Origin of the sequence: Nocardia sp. CA-107356 (assembly GCF_050946365.1) — a bacterium.
GTDB lineage: Bacteria > Actinomycetota > Actinomycetes > Mycobacteriales > Mycobacteriaceae > Nocardia.
In genome coordinates this window covers 1,907,587-1,932,322 of record NZ_CP191992.1, presented here as the reverse complement: position 1 = coordinate 1,932,322, position 24,736 = coordinate 1,907,587, and the positions used below count along the sequence as shown (strand labels likewise).

General features: G+C 65.9%; 8 protein-coding genes and 1 tRNA gene. 3 read left to right on the top strand and 6 right to left on the bottom strand.

Features of this window, described 5'->3' with window-relative positions:
* The 4 genes from ACQP1G_RS08825 to ACQP1G_RS08810 form a co-directional block, all read right to left on the bottom strand.
* Complete coding sequence (locus tag ACQP1G_RS08825) at positions 1-14,604, bottom strand: SDR family NAD(P)-dependent oxidoreductase (RefSeq protein ID WP_433200623.1); 14,604 nt, start codon at positions 14,602-14,604, stop codon at positions 1-3.
* Between the two features lie 739 nt (positions 14,605-15,343).
* Entirely contained in the window at positions 15,344-15,532 is a 189-nt protein-coding gene (locus ACQP1G_RS08820; RefSeq protein WP_433200620.1) for a hypothetical protein, read from the bottom strand.
* Between the two features lie 863 nt (positions 15,533-16,395).
* Positions 16,396-17,550 (bottom strand): GAF domain-containing protein, encoded by a 1,155-nt coding sequence (locus tag ACQP1G_RS08815; protein WP_433200617.1) that lies wholly within the window; start codon positions 17,548-17,550, stop codon positions 16,396-16,398.
* Between the two features lie 956 nt (positions 17,551-18,506).
* On the bottom strand, positions 18,507-19,463 hold the full coding sequence (locus tag ACQP1G_RS08810) for a helix-turn-helix domain-containing protein (protein WP_433200614.1): 957 nt from the start codon (positions 19,461-19,463) through the stop codon (positions 18,507-18,509).
* Between the two features lie 166 nt (positions 19,464-19,629).
* Here ACQP1G_RS08810 and ACQP1G_RS08805 point away from each other — a divergent pair, with 166 nt between their 5' ends.
* On the top strand, positions 19,630-19,899 hold the full coding sequence (locus tag ACQP1G_RS08805) for a hypothetical protein (protein ID WP_433200611.1): 270 nt from the start codon (positions 19,630-19,632) through the stop codon (positions 19,897-19,899).
* Between the two features lie 11 nt (positions 19,900-19,910).
* Positions 19,911-20,111, top strand: coding sequence for a hypothetical protein (locus tag ACQP1G_RS08800; RefSeq protein ID WP_433200608.1), 201 nt, complete (start codon positions 19,911-19,913; stop codon positions 20,109-20,111).
* A 70-nt stretch (positions 20,112-20,181) separates the two neighbouring features.
* On the opposite strand, the gene ACQP1G_RS08795 is transcribed toward ACQP1G_RS08800, so the two are convergent.
* Positions 20,182-20,255, bottom strand: a tRNA-Met gene (locus ACQP1G_RS08795).
* Between the two features lie 563 nt (positions 20,256-20,818).
* Here ACQP1G_RS08795 and ACQP1G_RS08790 point away from each other — a divergent pair.
* Positions 20,819-21,370, top strand: a complete 552-nt coding sequence (locus ACQP1G_RS08790; RefSeq protein WP_433200605.1) for a transglycosylase family protein — start codon at positions 20,819-20,821, stop codon at positions 21,368-21,370.
* Positions 21,371-21,487: 117 nt separating this feature from the next.
* On the opposite strand, the gene ACQP1G_RS08785 is transcribed toward ACQP1G_RS08790, so the two are convergent.
* Positions 21,488-24,484 carry a UPF0182 family protein gene (locus tag ACQP1G_RS08785; RefSeq protein ID WP_433200602.1) on the bottom strand — a complete coding sequence of 999 codons (2,997 nt, stop codon included), beginning with the start codon at positions 24,482-24,484 and terminating at the stop codon, positions 21,488-21,490.
* Positions 24,485-24,736: the final 252 nt, after the last annotated feature.

Below are 24,736 nucleotides of genomic sequence, written 5' to 3'. Positions count from 1 at the left end.
TCAACTGAGTTGGTCGATGAATTCGAATAGCTCGCGGTCGTCCGCGGTGTCGAGACTCTCGGCGCCGCCGCCCAGGTCGATGTCGCCGGTGTCCTTGCCTTCGAGCTCACGCAACAGTGCGGTCAACTTGCTTGTGATAGCCGACCGGTCCACGGCCGACAGCTCGGCCGCGGCGCAACTGCGCACCAGCGACTCGATCTCGGCGGTGATACGTTCCGCGGGGTCGTCGACCGGAACGATCTCCTGGCGGATGAAGCCGGCCAGCGCCTCCGGGGTGGGGTAGTCGAACATCGCGGTCGTGGACAACTGCACTCCGACAGCCGATTTCAGCCGGTTGCGGAATTCCATGACGCCGAGCGAATCGAACCCGATATCGCTGAACGGCTTGTCCGGAGCCATCGCGTCCGCACCGGTGTGCCCGAGAACGGCCGCCGCCTGAACACCGATCACGTCGAGGATGATGCGTTCCTGCTCGGCTGTGACACGGCCGAGCAGTTGCGCCGCCAAAGACGCGGAGCCTGCGGAGCGCCCATTCAACGCGGTCGGCGACTCGCTCGTCCGGTCGCTCACCCGGCGGCGTGCCGGCCGCGACAAGCCGCGCATGACCGGGCGCACATCATCGGGATCGGCCTCGCCGAGAGCGGCCCGGTCGATCCGGACCGCCACGAACATGGACCTGCCGCCCGCCAATGCCGCGTCGAACAGCCCCATGCCGTCCTCGTTGCCCAGCGGAAGCAGACCTTCCCGCCGCAACCGGGCGAGGTCGGCCTCGCCGAGGGCACTGGTCATACCGCTGCTCTGCTGCCATGGCCCCCATGCCACCGACGTCGCGGGCAGACCGGCCACCTGCCGGTGTTGCGCCAGCGCGTCGAGAAAGACATTGGCGGCCGCATAGTTCGCCTGGCCCGGATTGCCGATCACGCCCGCGATCGAGGAGTACAGCACGAACGCCGACAGATCCAAGTCCTTGGTCGCCTCATGCAGATTCCACGCCGCATTCACCTTCGGCCGCAGCACCGTCGCGATCTGCTCCGGCGTCATGGTGGCGAGCAGACCGTCGGCCAGCACACCCGCCGCATGCACGACACCGGTCAACGGATGCTGTGACGGTATGGCCGCCAACACCGCGTCCAGTGCGGCTCGATCGGCCGCGTCACACGCGACCACCTCCACATGCGCACCGAGCGCGGCCAGCTCGGCGGTGAGTTCGGCCGCGCCGGGCGCTTGCGGACCACGTCTACCCGCCAACACCAGCCTGCGCACACCGTGCACGGTGATCAGGTGTCGCGCGGCCACCGCGCCCAATCCTCCGGTGCCGCCGGTGATGAGAACAGTGCCATCGGGCCGCAACGGCATCGGCACGGTGAGCACGTTCTTGCCGATATGCCGGGCCTGGCTCAGGTACCGGTAGGCGTCCGGCGCCTGCCGCATGTCCCACGCGATGGTCGGGTACGGCGCCAAAGTCCCGGCCTCGAAAAGATCGACCAGAGCGGTCAGAATCTCGTGCAGCCGATCCGGACCCGCCTCCATCAGCATGAAACTGTGGTAGTCCACCCCCGGATACTCGGCGGCCACCTCGACCGGATCACGCCGGTCGAGCATGCCCATCTCGACGAACCGTCCGCCGCGCGGCAGTAGACGCAACGACGCATCCACGAATTCGCCTGCCAGCGAATCCAATACGATGTCCACACCGCGACCGTCGGTGGCATCGAGGAACTTCTGCTCGAAATCCAACGTGCGCGAGTTGCCGATCTCGGCGTCGTCGAACCCCGAATCGCGCAACACATTCCACTTCGGCTCACTGGCGGTGACCAACAACCGCAGGCCCAGGTGTCGCGCGAGTTGCACGGCTGCCAGGCCGACACCACCGGTCGCCGCATGCAGCAGCAGCGTCTCGCCGGGGCGCGCATCGGCGAGGTCGACAAGGCCGTAGTAGGCGGTCGCGTAGACGATGGGAATCGCCGCGGCCTGCGCGAACGACCAGCCATGCGGCATCGGCGCGAGCAGTCGGCGATCGACCACCGCCACCGATCCGACACCCGGGATCAACCCGAAAACCCGATCGCCCGGCGCGAATTCGGTCACATCCGGGGCGACCTCCAAGACGACTCCGGCTCCCTCACCGCCGGGCCGACCTTCCTTGTCGGGATAGGTACCGAGCGCCATCAGCACATCCCGGAAGTTGAGGCCGACCGACCGCATGCTCACCCGGACCTGCCCTGGTGCCAGCGGTTCCAACGCACCCGGATGGTCGCTCACAACGAAGTTGTCTCCGGTCAACGTGCCCTTGTCGCGCAGCATCAGCGCCCATGCCGGGGTGTTTCGCGACGCGACGTCGAGCGGGTTCGAACCACCGCGGATCAGGCGCGGCGCATGTGCCTTCCCGCGCCGCACGGCCAGCTGGGATTCGTCGCCCGTCACCAAGGCCAGAGCCACAGCGGGCCGACAATCTGCCCAGTCCTCGACATCGACGAGGAGAATCCGGTCCGGATTCTCACTCTGTGCGGTACGCAGCAGACCCCACACCGCTGCCGTGGGCAGGTCCACCCGCTCGTGCGGATGTACTGCGACCGCCTGTCGGGTCACCATGACGATGAGCCGGTCCTGTGTCAGCAGCCGCTGCACCTGCGCCGCAACGACGGTGACCAGATCCCGTACCGCCACCGGGAGATCGCCGTCGACGACCGTAGCGTCGGCGCGCGACAGCTCATTCCATCGCTGAGCGTCGAGCCGCAACACCGTCGCGTCCCGTCCCGCGATCGTCACGGTTTCACCGTCATCGGCGGGGCTCCAGGCGTCGGCCGCGGTGGGCTCATCCGCAGGCTCGGGTAGCGCGACCCAGTTCACCTCGTAGCCGACGCCGTCGGTGCGACGGTGCGACGGTGCGAGCGCATCGGCCGACAAGGTCCGCAGCGTCAGTGCCCCGATATCGGCCACGGCCATACCCGCCGGATCGGCCAGGGTTACGGTGATCCGCTCACGCCCCGGCCCGGAGCCGGTCGCGGCGGCACGGATACGCACTGCGGTCGCGCCCGACACATACAGGGCAATGTTCTCCCATGAGAACGGGACGGCGATCTCACCTGCCCGGGTATCGGGAACCAGCCCACCGAGCAGGATCGCGTGCAGCGCGGCATCCAACAATGCCGGATGCACACCGAATGTCGCGGCGTCCGATCGTGCGGACTCCGGCAGTACGACCTCGGCGAACACCTCTCCGTCGCGCCCCCACAGGGCAGTCAGCCCGCGGAACGCCGGTCCGTACTCATAGCCCCGCTCGGCCAGATCCGCGTACGCGTGATCGATCGCTATCGCTGTCGCACCGGCGGGCGGCCAACTCACCGGGCCGGAGTCGACCGGGGGCGTGTCCGACCCGGCGGTAACCGTCGCGACCGCGTGGCGAATCCACTGTTCCGCATCGGCGCTGGGCGAGTCCGCATCATCGCCGATCGACCGCGAGTACACCGACACCGTCCGTGCGCCGGTTTCATCCGGTCCGCCCGCTACCACTCGCAGGTCGACGGCACCGGCGGCCGGCAGCGGCAGGGGTGCCTCGATCACCAGCTCCGCCAATCGCGGGCAGTCCACCACCGTTCCCACGTGCAGGGCCAACTCCACCAAGGCGGCACCAGGCAGCAATGCCACCCCGGCCACGACATGATCGGCCAGCCAAGGATGACCGGCTTGCGACAGCCTGCCTGTGAACACCACGTCCCGGGAATCCGGCAGCCGCACCATCGCGCCCAACAGGGGATGTCCCGCATCGTCGAGACCCGACTGCCACACATCCGGCATTTCGACCGGCTGAGCCCAGTAGCGCTGATGTTGGAACGCGTAGGTAGGCAACGTCGCCCGGCCCGCGGCGTGTCCGGCGAACACCGGCGTCCAGTCCACCGGTATACCCACCGCGTGGGCGTGTGCGAGAGCCGTGACGAACCCGACCACCTCATCGACCGATCGCCGGGACGACGCCACCACCATCGACTTCGCCTCCACCTCCGGACGCTGCGCCAAGCACTGCCGGGTCATCGCGGTGAGCACCGCATCCGGGCCCACCTCCACGAATCTCCGCACACCGGACTCGACCAGCGTGTTCACCCCGGGAGCGAACCGCACGCAACCACGCACCTGCGCCACCCAGTACTCCGGATCACGCACCGCATCGCCCGCCTGCGCACCCGACACATTCGACACGATCGGCAATAACGGCTCCCGATACGTCAAACCCTCTGCTACGGCACGGAACTCGGCCAACATCGGTTCCATCCGGACCGAATGGAACGCATGACTGACCCGCAATCGGTGCGTCTTGCGACCCCGCTGCGCGAACAGCTCCTCGATCTCACCGATGGCATCCTCATCTCCCGAGAACACCACCGCCTCCGGACCATTCACCGCGGCCACCGACAACCGGTCGGGGTATCCGGCCACCAGCGCCGTCGCCTCGTCCTCGGACACGGCAACCGCCGACATCGCCCCGCCCTCCGGCAACCCACCCATCAACCGGCCACGCGCCGCCACCAACACACACGCGTCCGCAAGCGACCACACCCCCGCCACATACGCCGCCGCCAACTCACCGATCGAATGCCCCGCAACCACATCCGGGACAACGCCGAACGACTCCAGCAATCGGAACAACGCCACCTCGAACGCGAACAACGCGGGCTGCGTGAACTCCGTCCGACTCAACCCCGCCTCGGGAGCGTTGAACATCACCTCGCGCAACGACCCACCGCGATGACGATCGAACTCGGTGCACACCTCATCCAACGCCGCCGCGAACACCGGAAACTTCCGGTACAGCCCCGCACCCATCCCTGGGTGCTGCGCACCCTGACCGGTGAACAGGAACGCCGTCTTACCCGACCCCACAACACCTTCGACCGTCGTGGACGATCCCGTCCCAGAAGCAAGATCTGCCAGGCCGGCCAGTAACTCCTCCCGATCGCGACCCAGTACGCCACCACGCCATGGCAACAGCGCCCTCGTATCGATCAGTGACGACGCCACACCCCACACATCCGCATCGGGATGGACGACCATCCACTGCCGCAATCGATCCGCCTGCGCCCGCAGACCACGCTCGGATTTCGCGGACACCAACAACGCAACGACATCCGACGCGGACGCGGGGACGACGTTGTGCCCAGCGACCCGCGGGACAACGGTCACCGGGGGTTCCTCGAGGATCACGTGCGCGTTCGTGCCGCTGATCCCGAACGACGACACCCCCGCCCGACGCACTCGATCGCCCACGGGCCACCGCTCCGCGTCCGACAACACCCGCACCGACCCCGCCGACCAATCCACATGCGGCGACAACGCGTCGACATGCAATGTCTTCGGCAGGGTTTCGTGCCGCATGGCCTGCACCATCTTGATCACGCCACCGACACCCGCGGCCGCCTGCGAATGCCCGATATTGGACTTGAGCGAACCGATGCGCAACGGCTCCATCCGGTCCTGACCGTAGGCGGTGATCAGCGCCTGCGCCTCGATCGGATCACCCAGGGTCGTCCCGGTGCCGTGCGCTTCCACCGCATCCACATCCGAGGGCGCCAACCCGGCATCGGCCAACGCCGCCGCGATCACCCGCTCCTGCGACGGACCGTTCGGCGCGGTCAAACCATTGCTCGCACCATCCTGATTGATCGCGCTACCCCGCACCACCGCGAGCACGTTGTGGCCCAACCGCTGCGCATCCGCCAGCCGCTCCACCACCAGTACGGCCGCGCCTTCCGACCACGAAACACCATCTGCCGCAGCGGAGAACGACTTGCAGCGTCCGTCCGAGGACAGACCGCGGTTGCGGGAGAACTCCAAGAACACCATCGGCGTCGCCATCACCGTCGCACCACCCACCAACGCCAGCGAACTCTCGCCCTGACGCAACGCCCGACACGCCACATGCAACGCCACCAACGACGACGAACACGCCGTATCCACCGTCATCGCGGGCCCTTCCAAACCCAACGCATACGCCACCCGCCCGGACACCACACTCCCCACGGCGCCGGTCACGACATACCCATCGACCTCCGGCCCTGCCTTACGCGTCAGCGTTTCGTAGTCCTGGTACATCACCCCCGTATAAACACCGGTGTCGCTGCCCCGCAACGACGTCGGATCGATCCCCGCGTGCTCCAACGCCTCCCACGAAACCTCCAACAGCAACCGCTGCTGCGGATCCATCGCGATCGCCTCGCGCGGACCGATCCCGAAAAAGCCCGCATCGAAATCCGCCGCGTTCGTCAGGAAGCCACCCTTCCCGGAATAGGACGTCCCCGAATGGTCGGGGTCCGGATCAATCAGACGGTCCAGCGCCCAACCGCGATCCGACGGAAACTCGCTGATGGCGTCCGTTTCGGACAACACCAGCTGCCACAGTTCGTCCGCGGACTCGACACCACCCGGATACCGGCAGGCCATGCCGACAATGGCGATCGGCTCGTCCGCCCGCACCCGGCGCACAGTCTTCTCGACGGGTTCGCCCACCGTCTCGGGCTCGACGCGCGACTGCACCAGCTTCGCCACCGCCGCCGGGGTCGGATGGTCGAACACCAACGTCGAGGGCAACTGGATACCGGTCGCCTTGGCCAGCCGGTTACGGAACTCCACCGCCCCGAGCGAATCGAAACCCAGCTCACGGAACGGCTTTCCGACATCGACCGACTCGCCCGAGTCGTGCCCGAGCACCGCGGCGACCTGGTCGCGTACCGCCTCCAGCACTACCTCGCCGCGTTGCGCCTGCGGCACCCCGGCCAGCCGGGCGCCCAACGAACCCGCCGCGTGTCCGGCCGAGGCAGCTTTCACGGCCTGCGCCGGGCGTGCCGAACGCCGAACGAATCCGCGCAGCACCGCGGGAACCACAGCGGCATCGGACTCGCGACGCAATACACTCGCGTCGAACCGGATCGGCACCAGCCGCGCATCCGAGTGCGCGAGAGCGGCGTCGAACAGGCGCAGACCCTCGCCGTCACCGAGTTGCCCCAGCCCCAACCGATCCCACCGCGCGACAGCAGCGCGATCCAGGCCACCGGTCATCCCGCTGCCCTGGTTCCACGGCCCCCACGCCAACGACGTCGCCGCCATCCCCGCCGCTCGCCGCTGTTGCGCCAACGCATCCAGGAAGCCGTTCGCCGCGGCGTAATTACCCTGCCCGGCCGACCCGAGAACGCCCGCAACCGACGAGAACACCACGAACGCCGACAGGTCGCGGTCGCCGGTCAGCTCGTGCAGATGCCACGCCCCGTCCACCTTCGGCGCCAACACGCGATCCACCTGTTCGGCGGTCAGTGTCTCGATGATGCCGTCGTCGAGCACACCCGCGGCATGGACAATGGCGGTCGATCCGACAGCTGGATCGATGGTGGCCAACAGCTTTCGCACCGCATCGCGGTCCGCGATATCGCACGCGACCACCCGAGCGTCGGCCCCCGACTGCGCCAATTCGGCGACCAGCTCAGCGACGCCTGCCGCGTCGGGTCCCCGCCGCGAGGTCAGCACCAGCCTGCGCACACCGTGCTCGGCCACCAGATGACGGGCGAGCAACGCACCCAGCCCACCCGTACCACCGGTGATCAACACCGTCCCGTCCCCCAACGATGGCAGCGCACCAAGGTCCGCCGACGCGGACGCGCGCGTCAGCCGAGGAACCAGGACCTCCCCACCACGCACCGCGACCTGCGACTCCCCCGACCGCAACACCGCCGCGATCCGATCGACATCCAACGGCGCGACCGGGTCCTCATCGATGAGGACGAACCGCTCCGGATTCTCCGACTGCGCGCTACGGACCAATCCCCACACCGAAGCAGCGGCCAGATCCGGAACCTCACCGGGCAACCCCGCGCCGCCCGCCGTGACCACGGCCAAGCGGACATCGGACAAACGTTCCTGCGCAAGCCAGGACTTCAGCAACGCAAGCGTGCCGAGCACCCCCGCCCGAACCGCTGCCGGATCGTCGGCCGAATCATCGGCGGACGGCTCAGCCGCGCGCCACACGACCACACCCGGAACACGTTCAGCCGCAACGACATCAGCAATCGATCCATAGGACGCACCGATCCCCGACACCGTCGTGTCCGCGAGCACCGCCATCGGCAACGCGGACCGGTCGGCCGGTCCTACCGCGGTGTGCTCCCAACGCACCGCGTACAGGCTCGCTTCGACATCGGACAGAGCGCTCCGGAATTCCTTGACGTCGTACGGACGCATCACCACCGCATCAACGGACACGATCGGATTGCCATCCGGATCAACGGTCGCGACGGAGATGGTCTCCGCGCCGGTCGCGACCGCGATGACCCGAAGCGACGTCACCTCCGCAGGCCATTCGCCCTCGGTCGTCGGCGGATGGAATCGCGCACCGCCCCAACGGAACAACAACCTGCCGGTATCCGGATCGGAATCCGCGTCCCGCCACACCAACCGGGAGAGCCCGGTATGCAGCGCCATATCCAGCAGGGCCGGATGCAGGTCGAAGCGTCCCGGTTCCGTCGCCACATCGGTATCCAGGGCGATCTCCGCGAAGACCGTGTCGCCACGCTGCCACGCAGCACGCACACCGGTGAACGCCGGACCGTATTCGAGCCCTGAGCCCTGCGACATCTGCTCCGGAATCCGGGTGGCGTCAACGGGTTCGGCGTCGGCGGGCGGCCACTCCTCGCCGCGCAACCGCGACAGCAACACCGAATCGCCATCCCACTCGGCAGCGAGCGCACCGGTCGCGTTGTGCACCCACTCGTCATCCGACGACTTACGGAAATAGAACTCGAACTGACGCCGCCCCGACTCATCCGGCGCCTGCACCAACACCTGCAGTTCGACCTCATCGTCCCCGCCCGGCAGGATCGGCGCCTGCAACGTGAGCTCCTCGACCACACCGCAACCGATCCGGCCGCCCGCGACCAGAAGGAACTCCACCAACGTCGCGCTCGGCACAACCACCACGCCATAAGACATGTGGTCCGCGATCCACGGATGAGTACGCAATGACAACCGGCCGGTGCACAACCACTCGTCAGAACCCGCCAACCCGACCACACCGGTCAAAATCGGATGATTCGACGACGGCGACGCATCACCGCCGGGCTGCAACCAGAACCGGCGACGCTGGAACGCGTAGGTGGGCAACGGAACTCGCCGCACCTCTCGGCCCGCGAACAGCGGACGCCAATCCACCCGCACACCCGAGACATGAACCTGCGCCAGTGCGGTGACGAACTGCGTCACCTCATCGCTCGCCCGCCGCGAGGTCGCTACCACCGACGACGCCGACTCGACCTCGAGGTTCTCGGCCAGACACCCACGCGTCATCGCCGCCAGCACCGCATCCGGACCGACCTCGACAAACCGTCGCACGCCCCCCGCAACCAGGGCATCGACGCCCGGCGCGAATCGGACACAACCCCGCACCTGTCGCACCCAGTACTCCGGATCGGTCACCGCGCCCCCGGCGAGCGCACCGGAAACGTTCGACACAATCGGGAGACTCGGCGATTCGTACGCGATACCTTCGGCCACCGCACGGAACTCGGCCAGCATCGGATCCATTCGCGCCGAATGGAAAGCATGGCTGACCCGCAACCGATTCGTCTTGACTCCAGTGGCGCGGAGCTGCCGCTCGATCTCATCGATGGCGTCGACATCCCCGGACAACACCGTCGACGACGGGTCGTTCACCGCCGCGACCGACACTCGATCGCCGAACCCGGCAACCACATCCGCCGCTCGCTCTTCGCCGATCGCCGCGGCGAGCATGGCACCACCCACGGGCAGTGCACCCATCAACCGGCCCCGAGCCGCCACCAACGCACACGCATCCGCCAGCGACCACACCCCCGCCACATACGCCGCCGCCAACTCACCGATCGAATGCCCGATCAACACATCCGGTGTCACACCGAACGATTCGATCAACCGGAACAACGCCACCTCGAACGCGAACAACGCGGGCTGGGTGAACTCGGTCCGATCCAGAACTGCGGCATCGCCATCGCCACCAGTGCCGCGGAACATCACCTCTTCGAGCGAGCACTCCAACACCGGATCGAACTCGGCGCATACCGAATCCAATGCGTCCGCGAATACCGGGAACGCCTCGTACAGGCCCGCGCCCATACCGACCCGCTGCGCACCTTGACCGGTGAACAAGAAGGCTGTCTTCCCCGAACCGACGACTCCTTCGATGACGCCGGTACCGGTGCCGGATTCGGCAAGACCGGCCAACCGGGCGAGCAACTCGTCCCGATCACGGCCGAGGACCACACTCCGCGAATCCAGCTGCGCCCGCGACATCGCCAGCGCCGCGGCCGCATCCGCGACGTCGACCTCCGACCGCTCCGACAACCACGCGCGCAGCCGGGCGGCCTGCGCACGCAGACCTGCCTCGCCCTTACCCGACACCAGCAATGGGATGACCGGCACAGTGATATTCGACTGCCCCGCAACGTCTTCGATATCGCCGCCGGCCGCCGCTACCGGTGCGACAGGTGCTTCTTCGAGGATCACATGCGCATTGGTGCCGCTGATCCCGAACGATGACACACCCGCCCGGCGCAGCCGATCACCTGCGGTCCACGGTTCGGCTTCGGTCAGCAGACGCACCGCGCCCGCGGCCCAATCCACATGCGGCGACGGCGTTTCGGCGTGCAGCGTCCGCGGCAACCGCTCGTGCCGCATCGCCTGCACCATCTTGATCACACCGGCCACACCGGCGGCGGCCACGGTATGGCCGATATTCGACTTCAAGGAACCGATCCGCAACGGCTCCCGATCGCCGCGATCCTGTCCGTAGGCAGCGATCAACGCCTGTGCTTCGATCGGATCACCCAGAGTCGTGCCGGTCCCGTGTGCCTCCACGGCGTCCACATCGGCCGCCGAAATCCCCGCATTGGCGAGGGCCTGCGCGATCACCCGCTCCTGCGACGGACCGTTCGGTGCGGTCAGACCATTGCTCGCGCCATCTTGGTTCACCGCACTACCGCGAATAACGGCCACGATGTTGTGGCCGAGCCGCTGCGCATCCGAAAGCCGCTCCAGCACGAGCACACCCGAGCCCTCCGACCATGCCACCCCGTCGGCGGCAGCCGAGAACGCCTTGCAGCGACCGTCCGGTGACAGGCCGCGCTGGCGGGCGAAGTCCACGAACAGATACGGGCTGGCCGCGATGGTCACGCCGCCGGCGAGCACCAGCGAGCTGTCACCCTGGCGCAGTGCCTGGCAGGCCAGGTGCAACGCCACCAGCGACGACGAGCACGCCGTATCCACCGTCACCGCCGGTCCTTCCAGGCCGAACACGTACGCGACGCGGCCGGAAATGACGCTGTGCGAAGTGCCGGTCAGCCGGTAACCCTCCAGGTCGCCGGTCACCCGCCGCGAGTAGCCCGACGAGCAGGCACCGGCGAATACGCCGGTATCGCTGCCCCGCAACGACATCGGGTCGATACCCGCGTCCTCCAGGGCTTCCCACGATGTCTCCAGCAGCAGCCGCTGCTGCGGATCCATCGCCAACGCTTCGCGGGGGCTGATACCGAAGAAGCCGGGGTCGAAATCGCCTGCGCTGCTGAGGAATCCACCGTGGCGCGCGTAGACCGTGCCCGGTTTGTCGGGGTCCGGGTCGAACAGCCGGTCCAGGTCCCAACCGCGGTCGGTGGGGAATTCGCCGATCGCGTCCCGGCCCGTGGCCATCAGATCCCACAGGTCCTCGGCGGACCGCACACCGCCCGGGAATCGGGCGCCCATGCCGACGATCGCGATCGGTTCGTCCGAAGTCGTGCGCCGCGATACCCGCCGCTGCCCGCGGTCGGTCCCGGTGACCCGTGCCCGTAGCAGCGCCGCGACCGCGGTCGCGGTCGGATGGTCGAAGATGAGCGTCGCGGGCAGCGGCACGCCGGTGGCCCGCATCAGCCGGTTCTGCAGCTCCACCCCACTGATGGAGTCGAAGCCGGACTCGGTGAACGGCAGGTCGGGGTGAACAGATCGGGCCGACTCGTGGCCTAATACGGCGGCAGCATGCTCACGAACGATATCGAGAACTACTGTGTCGCGCTGATATTCGGGGGCCGCCAGCAGTGTGCGGGCCAGCGGGCTGTCGTCCCAGGCTCCGGTCTGCCCATCGCCCTCGGAAATTCGGTCCTCGGAAATGCGCTTTTCGGTTGCCGCAATGACGTCGGTGACATCGGTGCGACCACCGGAAGTGACCGGTGCACCGACCCAGAAGTTACGGCGCTGGAACGCGTATGGCGGAAGGTCGACCCGCGACCCACCGGAGACCAGCGCGCGCGGATCCACCGGCAAACCGGCGCAGTAGGCCTGTGCCAGCGACGCGATGAACCGTTCCGGGCCGCCCGCACCGCGCCGCAACGATCCGACAATGGATATGCCCTCGGCCGCACCGGCCGCCTCGGCGGTTTCGCCGATGGCCGTCGTGAGCACCGGATGCGGACTTGCCTCGACGAATCCGGTGACGCCTTCCCCGATCAGCGCCGTAACAGCATCGGCGAATCGAACCGGTTCCCGCAACGACCGATACCAATATTCGGCGTCCAGTTCCGCCGTATCCAACCGGTCGGCGAATACCGTGGAAAAGAACGGCACCGACCCGGATCGCGGGTGGATCGGCGCCAGTTCCTCGAGCAGCCGATCGGCGGGCACCTGCGACCGGAGAGCCACCACACGTGCCGCATCAGCCAGCGAAAGTCCGCCGGCAACGTGGGCGGCGGCGATCTCGCCGTCGGAATGGCCGATCACCATGTCCGGCTCCACGCCGGCCGCCTGCCACATCCGGGCCAGCGAGACCATCACCGCGAACAGCACCGGCTGCGCCACATCTTCGCGATCCAGCGAGGGCGCGTCGCCTTCGCGACGCAGCACCGCCGCCAGCGACCAGTCCACGTACGGCGCAAGCGCCGCTTCACATTCGGCGATCGACTCTGCGAACACCCCACCCGCATCCAGCAGCCCCAGCGCCATGCCTTCCCATAGGCCGCCCTGCCCCGGGAAGACGAACGCGACCCGCCGCTGCTCGGCCCGCGCGGTTGTCGGCTCGATGGCCACAGCGGGCGCGATCGGGTCGGCCAGGGCTGCCAAGCCGGCCAGCAGTTCCGCTCGATCCCGCCCGACGACGTTGCCGCGCCACTCCATGTGGGCTCGCGTGGCCAGCAGCGAGTACGCCACGTCGACCGCATCCAGCTCGGTATGGCGGAGCAGCCACTCCCGCAGCCGGGCCGCTTGCGCACGCACGCCGACCTCGCTGCGGGCCGATACCACCCACGGCACCGCACCGGCCGCGCGGTCCACCGTGGACCCGGCGGACCCGACGGCGGGTGCCTCCTCCACGATCACGTGGGCATTCGATCCCCCCATGCCGAACGACGACACACCTGCCCTGCGCACGCCGGCCACCGGCCAGTTCTCGCTGCCCGTCACCACCCGTAAACCCAAGTCGCCGAGTGGAATTCGAGGATTCGGCGTCTCGAAGTTGAGGCTGGCCACCAGTTCCCGATGGGTCAGACAGAGCACGGTCTTGATGAGGCCCGCGATACCGGACGCACCTTCCAGATGCCCGATATTCGTCTTGACCGATCCGACGGCCAGCGGCGCATCCTGTGCCCGGCCCGCGCCGTAGGTTTCGCCGAGCGCGGCAGCCTCCACCGGATCACCGGCGGGCGTCCCCGTGCCGTGCAATTCGACATACTGCACCGACGGCGCTTCGACACCGGCCGCGGTCAGAGCGGAGCGGATCGCCGCCGCCTGCGCATCCCGGCTCGGGGCGCTCAGCACTCGGCGTTCGTTGCCGGTGTTGACAGCACTGCCGCGGATCACGGCATGAATCCGGTCGCCGTCGGCGACCGCCTGCGCCAGCGGTTTCAGCACCACCATGCCGCCGCCCTCGCCGCGCACGAACCCGTCGGCCCGCGCATCGAAGGTATAGCAGGCGCCGAGCGCCGACTGCGCGCCGAACTGCTCGATACGCTCACCGCTCGTCGGCGACAGAATCAGGTTCAGGCCGCCGGCCAGCGCCACATCGCTCTCGCCGCTGCGCAGACTCTCGACCGCCAGATGCACCGCGACCAGCGAAGATGCCTGGGCGCTGTCGACCAGGATGCTCGGACCGCTGAAACCGAAGTAATTCGAGACGCGGTTCGCGATGATGCCGCGTCCGACGCCCCACAGCGAGTGGCGGCTGACACCCGGGCCGCCCCGGGAGGCCACGATTTCGGCGAAATCGCTTCCGGTGCAGCCGAGGAACACACCGCACCGCCGGACCTCGCGCGCCGCGGCGGCCAGCCCCGCGTCCTCGAGCGCCTCCCAGCTCAACTCCAGCGCGAGCAGCTGCTGTGGATCGATCGCCCGCGCCTCATTGGGCGAGACCCCGAAGAAGTCCGCGTCGAACTCCCCTACGGTGTCGACGAATCCGGCCCGCTCGGTGATGCTCTCCCGTCCGGGGGGAACTGCGCCGATCGCGGCGCGCCCCTCCCTGAGCAACTGCCAGTAACTGTCGAGATCGGCCGCGCCCGGCATTCTGCAGGACATGCCAACAATAGCGACGTCAAACACCGATCCGGTCACCTCTGAACATCCTTCCCAAGGCATGCTGCGACCCGCCATAAGCCTCTGACGAGTGTGTTTGTTGTCGGCCACCGAGCCGTTCGAGTCCGAGTTCGGTGAACGGACCGCCGACCTCGATCTCATCGACGGAGCTGGACCCGTCAACGGCCGCCAGCGGCAAAGGAATCTCATCGAGACCAGAACTCGTTGAGTCGTTTTCGGAGACGTTTGCCGATCGCCCCGCCAGCAATGCGTTCTCGATTCGTCGTTCCAACCGCGGCTCCGGGGCGATGGCGCTCGGCGGACGGCCACCTCCCGCGATATCCATCCGGATCGCGGAGCAGGTCATGTCACCATCAATTCGTAGGTCTAACTAACGAGTTCACAAGTAGGTCGACGCAGACAATTCCTGCTTCGACATAACGGCTTTCGACTTGGTCGAGGCTCAGCGAAGAGCCCCGAATGATGCGGCGCGCGTATTCCGCAGGCGGCCCGGGGCCCCGAGGAGATGGTGCAGGCTCGGCCCAGACTGGACCTAGCTGTGCCGCGGGCTCAGTAGAGCAACTGATCAGCGATCGACGCTGAAGACTGGAGCGCTACGTGGCTATGCCCGAGGCTCGAGGCGCGTACAAGAGGGGGTAGTGCCCGAATCGCACGCCGCCGCGAGGTACGTACACAGCACCTACGCTACGGCGAGGTCGATTGGCACAGTGATCCTCTCAGGTTTTCGAACGGCGAGACAGGACTCATATTACTGCACAGTATTTTGACGATCTTGACCTTGTCAACCGTCCGGTAGCTTCACGACGGCTACCTTGGCCGAGGACGAGACCGCAGGGGCGATCAGCTGCACGTAGGCGGCCGGACCGCCCACCAGAGCCGAACCATCCCGGCAGTCGCGGTAGCCCTCATCCATGCGTTGCGGCACGACCAGCGTGGCACCGATTCCGGACAGGCTGACGCCAGTGATCATGCAATTGCAGTCGTAGAAACCCATCGGCGTCGGAGACCGTTCCTTTGTCCAACCCAACCGGCCGACCTGTCGGTTGTTGGTCGACGGCTCCGTTCAGGGTAGGCACTTCCCATCGTTGGTGATCCATCGTGCTGACTGGTAACAATATCCAGCGCTGCTGGAGCACTCGTCAGATCAAAGTCGATCTCGATCCGAACTGCCGTCGGCAACGAGGTCAATTGTGAAATGTCAGCATTTACTTTTTGACCGAGGGTGTGTGCGCCACCCCTTGCCAGGATGTCGAATGAGACTTCTTCGGCGTCGACCACTAGGACACGTTCACACGGGGGCGGTCGCCCCATCCGCCCGGAATTCGATCCGGGAGAGGTTCGAGCGTCCGGCCGCGAAAGCGGGGCTTCCCGAGATCCCACGGGACGATGCCGACCCGAATCCGGCGGACGATTCAGAATCCCGAGCTTGGCCAAGGTTCCCGAATATGCATTCGAGGAGCAATGAAAAACGGCCCGGAACAATGTGTTCCGCGCCGTTTTCCCTAGTAGCGGGGACAGGATTTGAACCCTGCGACCTCTGGGTTATGAGCTCAGCGAGGTCACGCTCCCAGGGTCTTCTCCTGTGCCAGATGCGCTGGTCAGCGGGACCGCATCACCTCTAGCCAAGCCACACGGTCCCACCGGTCTCGACGGATCCAGCTTGTTTCGTTCCCAAATCCGTTCCCACCCAAGGCCCCACCTTTGGGATGCATATCGAATCAGTCGCCCGACAGCGCGAAACCAGCTGGCCTTTCAGGGCGGTCCGATCGCGTGCCAGCCGAGCTGTCAAGCGAATTCACTTCGCCAACGCCACCGTCCTACCCGCGCCTGCACTCATTCATCGGCGGCCTGCGCCGCGACCAAGAGGTCGATCTCGCGGTTCTTCTCCACCGGATTCGAGCGTTGACACCCGTCGGCGACGTCTCGGTGGGGGCAGTTTTCGGAAACGAGCCCCGGCCGCATGTCGTCTCCCACTGGTCGGATCAGGCACGTCAGGAACCTGGGAAGCCCGTGGGGTAGTCGCATGCAGTAAAGCTCGACGAGTTGCCACTCGTGTTCGAGCGTGAGCAGCCGAACGACCGATCGGGCCGATTTGATGCGGTCCTTCACTAGGTCCAAGAGCGGTGTGAGGTAGTACGCAAGATCGTCGGGGTGGATGAGATGCGTGGTGGTCAAGTTGAATTCTTTGCGATCCGCCGACGGGTCGGTGCCACGGGATGCTGGATGATGCCGCCAGGCGATGCCGGTTAGCGGCGGCGTCAGCCACTCGACAATCTGCAGGGTTTCGGTGTCGATCAAGGCGATGGTTCCGCCGAGCAGCCCGGCAGCCGCGCCGCCGTGATAGGTCGGCAGCACGATGCCGGGTTGGCGATCCTGCTCCACTTGGAGCAGCAGCCCGCGCAGGGAATGCGGTGAGTGGTAGCGGAAGAATCCGAAGACACGGGTTGTCTTCTCGTCGTCGGCGGTCAGGACCCGCATCGGTCCCTGCCACTGCGTTCCTGGTTGCGCGTCGAGCGCTGCGGTAATCAGCCGGTCGCGTTCTTCGCACTCGATGATCCGCGACAGAAACCACGCCCCGTGTAGCAGTGGAAATCCCTCGGGCAGCACCGCCCCACCCCGCCCGCTGTTCAGCACGGTCCATTGCTTGCCGTCCCACACCAGGACGTCGATCGCGGGAGGGTCCACAGGGGTATCAGCCTGTGAACCGACCCACATCTGAACCGCCAGAGGCCCTCCGTCTGGTCCAGGCACCGGCAGCGCGAAGACCTTGTGTGCCTCGCCGCGGATCCGGATTTCGCGGGCGCACATCTGGTTTGATGCGATGGCGTCCGTGATGGCCGAAGAGGCAATAGCAGCCAACGAGTTCGGACGGATCGCGCGATGCAGGGTCCGCTCTCGGGGCATGCCTTCCTCCGGCACGTGGCGGATGACCATCCCCGGTGTCGCGGCATCGATCAGATACCACACGTTTTGCTTTCCCCTGTTCATTCGACCGTCCGGCGGCCCTTCGTCGCCTGCTGTGGACAAGGTCCGAATGCCGGGAGGTGCGGCGACATCTACCACTGCGACCGTGCCGCGACGATGGTGATCTCGGTGAGGAGTTGCAGTGGCGGCCGTTGCCTGCCTTCGGCAGTCCTTCGATGTCGAAATCGACGCCCACGTGGCGCTCCACGGGGATCACCCCGGACTGTCGCTGGGCACGAATCGGCAACCGGCCCCCTGCGCCGGTTGCCACGGTCGCGACGCGATCGCACCGTCTGTACCTCGGCGTCAAGGCATAGCACCCGAGCCCGCCTCTTCATCTCCGACTATGCGAATGCAGATCATGTGAACTCGCTTTGCGTCCAAGGGGTTTCGGCTCGATATGAACGTCGGGTCAACACTTTGCCCAGTGCCGACAGAAGCGCCGGCCACCCGGCCAGTGTGCCGAGAGCTTCGAGGTGTTAGGCCGATGCCACTTCCTTGGGGCATGAAAAACTTTAGACGCGAATTCCGGAGATTCTTTGCAAGTTTTCGGAGGATCCTTGCAAGACATCCGCGCGGTGGCGAGCCGAGCAGTGATCAGTCAAACCCAGCCCCGAACCCTCTGCTGCGAGAAGCGCTGCCCCGACCCCGATCCCGGCCAGCCCGATCATCGAGTGGCGGCCCGCGCTTCTGTGCTCCCCGACCTGGACGAGGGGGGAACTGGGTTGTGGTTCGCCAGCAGACGCCGTCGGGGCTGGCGAGGGGCGCCTCTACCGGGAGCGTGGTGAAGCTCCGGCCGCAGCATCGGGTGGTGCGCGATGGGATGGTTTCGTGATTTTGTGGCGTGCGGCCGGGCCGCAGTTGTCCCTTTCTGTCGCGTCGGGACCCTACCAATGCGGTCAGGTCCCGACACCGGCCCGCACCTATCAGCGATATCGAACCGTGGTGTCCGGCAATGCTTTTCCGCGGCCCCTCGGCATCTACCCGTTTAGCTGTTCGCGCAACTCACGCGGGGTCTGCTCGTGCTGACGCCGGAAGGCATCGCTGAACCCGCGCACCGAGGTGTACCCCGCCGCGCGGACAACCCAGTTCATGTCGACGCGCCCAGGTTTGGACAGTCGCTGATATGCGCGGTCGAGGCGGATCTTGCGCAGCAACGCGGCCGGCGTGACGCCGAAGGTTTCCGTCAGCGCGGTGTGCAGCGTCCGATGGGAGACCTTGCACATCTCGGCGACGGCTTCCAGCGTCAAATTGGGCTCGTCTGCGTGGGTTTCCATTTTCTCCCGGGCTTGTGCAGCCAGGAATGCATGTCCCTGCTCTGTGACAGCTCGGGTTGGGTGGAGCACCCCCTCGAGCAGGAAAAGCGCACTGCGATATGCGATGCTGAAATCGTGTGAGGTCCACTGCCCGTGGTTGGCGTGAAGTTGACTCATCTGACCTACCAGCGAGGCAATCAAGGGGCGACTTGCATCCAGGGCGAGCGGGGCGTCTCCGGCGAGGTCGTGATCTACCGAATGGGCTGGAACGGTCATGATCAGAGCATCCAACGGAGCATCTTGCCGCATGATCACGCCCGAGTCCCAGCGAATCAACGCGACGTCCCCGGGCCTGAAGATTCCAGCATCGTCGCCCTGCCGGAGCCGAAATTCCCCGTGCACCGGCAGCATCAGCCGAAAGCCGTCGTCACCATCAGCCTTGGCATCTCGGGCAGTTCGATGGTAGTGCACGGGGTCGGAAGAGAAGCGCACGATCTGCAGGTCGCCAACTGCCTGAGCGATCGTCTTCCAGCCGAAGTTGCGGTTGTTGTCGCGGTCACTGAACGCCAGGCCGAAGGTTCCTTGTCGACGCAGCAGGTAGTCGCGCCAGTGCTCCCTCCGATCCGGGTTCGTCTCGGAATCATCTGGCGAGTCCTCTTCCCACCAATAGTCCGAATCCACGGGTTGTTCCCTTTCGCGCACGCCCCCAAAGGATCTCAACGTACCGAGCCGCCGGGCGCTGGGAACCGCGTAAATGCTCCGGCTCTGATCTCGTAGTGTTTCACATTGACACAAGCGCGTAGGAAGCCAGCCACAGCGTCACGGGCAATCGATCCACGAGAGCCGTGTGGTCGTCGACGTCCGCGCCCAGGACGGCGAAGTCGAGACCGACGACTCCGTCCGACAGAACTCGCTCGACCCGGACACCGTCCAGGTATTGCGTGACTGGAAAGTCGTCCAGGATGCCGAACGGAAGTTCTTCGGCGTCGACTACCAGGACACGGATCGTGTGTTCACATGGGAAGACGGTCGCCCTGTCCATCCAGACTCGACCCGGGAGAGGTTCAAGCGTCTGGCCGCGGAGGCAAGGCTTCTGAGATCCGGTTCTACGATCTGAGGCACTCCTACGTGACCGGTGCGCTGGCCGCTGGGATCAGTCCGAAGGTGGTCAGCGAGCGAGTCGGCCACGCCGATGTGGCGTTCACCCTCGAGACCTACTCACACATACTGCCGGGATGGATCGGGATGCAGCGGTCCGCGGCGCGGACTATCTACTGGACGATGCCGACCCGAATCTGGCGGACGATTCAGAATCCTGAGCTTCGCTAAGGTTCCCGAATATGTTTCGAGGAGCAATGAAAAACGGCCCGGAACAATGTGTTCCGGGCCGTTTCCCTAGTAGCGGGGACAGGATTTGAACCTGCGACCTCTGGGTTATGAGCCCAGCGAGCTACCGAGCTGCTCCACCCCGCGTCGGTAAACACAACATTACACACGTCTACGCAGGGAAGGCAAATCGCTGACATTGTTGGACGTTTTCGCTGGTCAGCAGGCCGAACGAGAAGGCGACAGCGGCGACGGGCGGTGCGGCACACGGAACACTCCGGGGCGAGTCCGGCAGCCGACAGAGGCCGAGCCGGGCTGTCGCACCAATGGCGATAGACGCGCAACGAATGCAATCGAACCGGTCGATCGACGGATTCAAACGTGACCTGAGTCACTATTTCGTAGTGATCCCGAACACATAACGATGCTATAACAGACCGTCCAGAATCCATTCTTAAGGCATTTACGACCTGCGCAAACACTGATATACACGCTATTCGAATCATGCAATGGCGAAGTTATCAAGATGTGATCTGTTGAGATTTCTTCGTTACCGTCGGTCCACGGCCCGGATCAAACGTGATGGGCTCGAACTCGAACTGCCGAACACCGGCGACCCTGTCCCGCGGTTCGAGGATCCCCGACACACCTGGGGGCAGGGACTCGGGCTTTCGGTTTCCGGGGCGGTGGGCGCAGGGAGGGAAACCATCATGTCGAAGCACCGAAAGCTCAGCACCCGCGCCCTCGGCTATGCCGCCGTAACCGGCGCAATCGTTGCCGTCCCGTTCGGTCTTTCCACCGCCACCGCCACCGCCTCGGCCGCCCCCACCCACAACTGGGACGGCGTCGCGCAGTGCGAGAGCGGTGGCAACTGGGGTATCAACACCGGAAACGGCTACTACGGCGGTCTGCAGTTCTCGCAGAGCACCTGGGCCGCCAACGGTGGCGCCGGTTCCGCCAATAGCGCCAGCAAGGACGAGCAGATCCGGGTCGCCGAGAACGTACTCGCCACCCAGGGCCCCGGCGCCTGGCCGGTCTGCGGCCAGTACCTGCGCGCTGGTGAATCCCAGCCGAGCCCGGCCGTCATCGAGCCGGAGCCCGCCCCCGCCGTGGTCGCCCCTGCCCCGTCCTCCAACATCGAGACCGCCATCGAGCAGGCCAAGTCCGCGGGCTACCAGCTGGCCGAGCGCAGCGGCCTGAAGGGCCAGTACCAGCAGATCCTGGACCAGAACAGCACGCTGATCGACTCGTTCGGTCGCTGACGCAAGAATCCGACGTCACTCGGCAACGGCGCCGAAGGTGACGTCGGCTCGTCCGGCGTCAACTAGAACGGCCCCGCCACCCACTTCCGGGCGACGGGGCCGTTCTCGGTTCAACGGTCAGCGACCGGCGTCCTGATAGGCCTTCACCGCGGCCTCCAGTTCCTCCAGCGCCTTGCCGAAGTCCTGGAAGTTGCCGGACTTCATGGAATTTCGCACATTCTCGATCTTCTTGTTCAAATCCGCGGCCGCCGCGTCCTTGGCGGTGGATCCGGTCGCGGGCGGTGGGGTGGTGCCCTGCGCCGGCGGGGTAGTGCCTTGCGCCGGCGGCGTTGCGCCGTGGTCCGACGGCGGTGCGGTGCCCGGTTTCGGCCTGCTCGCCGGATCACCGCCGAACGGCGTGGCCAGCGAACCCGTCCCCGGCAGCACCTGATTCAGCGCATCGGCCAAGGTCGAGGCAAAGCCGACCTTCACACTGCCCGCCACATCGCGATAGCTCACCAGCACGCGCAGCAGCTGCGGGAAGGTGGAGCTGCCCGCCCCGGTATTTCGCTCGTTGTAAAACGGCTCCACATACAGGATTCCGCCGTCGGCGATCGGCAAGGTCAGCAGATTGCCGTATCTGATCTTGTTCGAGTTCGACAGCAGTGTTTTCTGACTGGAGACTTCGGGGGCCGTCGTCATACTGTTCTGGGTTTGCTGTGGACCCTGTGTTTGGGTATCGGTCGGCAATTGCAAAATGGTGAATTTGCCGTAGCCGTCCGGATCCGACCGCACCGAGATATAGGCGGACAGGAACTGCCGGTTGTAGCCGACCATGGCACTGGTCAGATTGAACACCGGCTTATTCGTCGTCGGATCACCGAGCAGCACATAGTAAGGCGGCTGATTGAAGGTGCCGCCCTCGGTGGTCGGATCACTCGGCACCGACCAGAATGCGTTGTTGGTGAAGAACTCTCGCGGATTGTCCACGTGGTACTTGGTCAGCATTTCGCGCTGCACCTTGAACAGATCCTCGGGATAGCGGAAGTGTGCGCGCAACTCCGGGGAGATCTCGCTCTCCGGCTTGACCGCGCCGGGGAACACACCGCGCCAGGCCTTGAGTACCGGGTCGGTGGAATCCACCTCGTAGAGGGTCACCGTACCGTCATAGGCGTCGACGGTCGCCTTCACCGAGTTGCGGATGTAGCTGACCTCCTTGCGCGGCAACAGCCGTCCGGTCTTCTTATCGATGCTGTCCTCGACCGCGCCCTCCAGCGAGGTGGTCTGCGCGTACGGGTAGTTGTCCAGCGTGGTGTAGGCGTCGACGATCCACTGGATCCGCCCGTCGACGACCGCCGGATAGGCATTACCGTCGGTGGTCAGCCACGGCGCCACCTTCTGCACCCGCTCGCGCGGACTGCGATTGAAGATGATCTTGGAGTTGTCACCGATGGCGGAGGAGAACAGGATGTTGCGCTCGGTGTACTTCGCGGCGAAGGCCAACCGGTTGAACCAGTTGCCGATCGAGACGCCGCCCTTGCCGCTATAGGTGAATTGCGCGGTATCGGAGTCGTATTCACGCGGCTGCTGGCCGCCGACGCCGCCGACGATCGCGTAATCCGGGTTGGACTGCGAGATCAGCTCGCCATAGTAGATGCGCGGCTGATCGACCTTGATCTGCTGCTGGTCGGTCGTGTTGAACAGGTCGCTGACCAGGAAGATCGGATAGCCGCTGTCGCTGCTGCCACCGGCGGCATTCGGATCGTCGTACTGCGGCTTGTTGACCCGGTTGGCCGGCGCGGCCACGAAGCCGTTGCCGTGGGTGTAGACGGTGTGCTTGTTGATCCAGTCGAGCTGGTTGCCGCTCAGCGCCGACGGATGCAGCTCACGCGCGGCCACGATGTAGTCCTGTACGTCGCCGCCGAGGTTGTAGCGATCGATGTCCAGCGACTCCGGGAAGCCGTAGAAATTCTTCAGCTGCTTGAGCTGGGTGAAGGTGGGCGAGAGGATATTCGGGTCGAGCAGTCGCGCATTGCCGATGGTGGCCGCGTCGACCGGAACCTCCAGCGGACTCTTCTTACTGTCGCCCTTGTAGTCCTTGTACTCGATCTTGTCGGAGGTGATCCCGAACGCCTGCCTGGTGGCGGCGATATTGCGTTCGATATACGTGCTCTCCTTGTCGGCGGCGTTCGGGCGCACCGAGAACTGCTCGACCACCAGCGGCCACACCGCGCCGACCAGGACCGAGGAGAGTACGAGCAGCGCGGCAGCCATCGCTGGCACCCGCAGATCGCGCAGCACGATCCCGGCGAAGAAGGCGATCGCGCAGATCACCGCGATGGACAACAGAATCAGCTTCGCGGGCAGCACGGCGTTGATATCGGTGTAGGAACCGCCGGTGAACGTCGGCTCCTTGCGGCTGCTGGAAAGCAGTTCGTAACGGTCGAACCAGTACGCGACGGCCTTGAGCAGCACGAAAATTCCGGCGATCAGGGCCAACTGGATGCGCGCGGGGCGGGTCAACGTGCCCTCACGTCCGCTCAGCCGCAGGCCACCGAAGACGTAGTGCGTGACCAGGCTGGCGAAGAACGCGATGACCACCGCGACGAACAGCCAGTTCAGCATCATTCGATAGAAGGGCAGATCGAAGGCATAGAAGCCGACGTCCAGGCCGAACTGCGGATCCTTCTGACCGAACGAGCCGCCGTTGAGGAACAGCTGCACGGTGACCCAATTCGACTGCGCCACCAAGCCGGACAGCACGCCGAGCACCAGCGGGATCCCGATACCGAACAGCTTGAGCCGACTCATCACCGTGGTGCGGTAGCGCGCGATCGGATCGTTCGGACCCGCCACCGGCACGAATACCGGCCGGGTCCGGTAGGCCAGCAGCAGCGCCAACCAGACGACGAGGCCGACGAACAGCGCCACGACGAGGAACAACAGGATCCGCGTGCGCAAGACGGTGAGATATACATTGCGGAAACCGACCTCGCCGAACCACAACCAGTTCGTATAGGTGTCGGTCAGCCGCGGTCCGAGCAGCAGCAGTGCTGCCAGAATGATGGCCGCCACCAGCAGCACTCGGCTGCGTCGGGACAACGAAGGTAAGCCGGTGGGGGGCCGCATGCCCACGATGCCACTCTCCAAGGTCCGGCGGCGCTCGTACCGATCGTTCGGCCGTCGCACCGCAGTCCGATGTTGCAGGTGGTCCGTTCCGGACCGTCTCGCTGCCACTCTACGGAATCTGTGTTGTTGGCCGCGCGGGCGCGGCGTGTTCGCGGCCCCCTTGGTCTCGCGTCCGAGCCGTCGAGACTCGCGCCTGCGGCGCATGCGCTTCGACGACTCGGACGCGAGACGGGCCGCGAACGGGTCGCTCGTAAGACT

What these genes read in the sequence shown, in the direction of transcription:
- ACQP1G_RS08825 (WP_433200623.1), bottom strand. Translation starts at nt 14,604, where the DNA reads ATGCCTTGGGAAGGATGTTCAGAGGTGACCGGATCGGTGTTTGACGTC.
- ACQP1G_RS08820 (WP_433200620.1), bottom strand. Translation starts at nt 15,532, where the DNA reads ATGATCACTGGCGTCAGCCTGTCCGGAATCGGTGCCACGCTGGTCGTG.
- ACQP1G_RS08815 (WP_433200617.1), bottom strand. Translation starts at nt 17,550, where the DNA reads ATGAACAGGGGAAAGCAAAACGTGTGGTATCTGATCGATGCCGCGACA.
- ACQP1G_RS08790 (WP_433200605.1), top strand. Translation starts at nt 20,819, where the DNA reads ATGTCGAAGCACCGAAAGCTCAGCACCCGCGCCCTCGGCTATGCCGCC.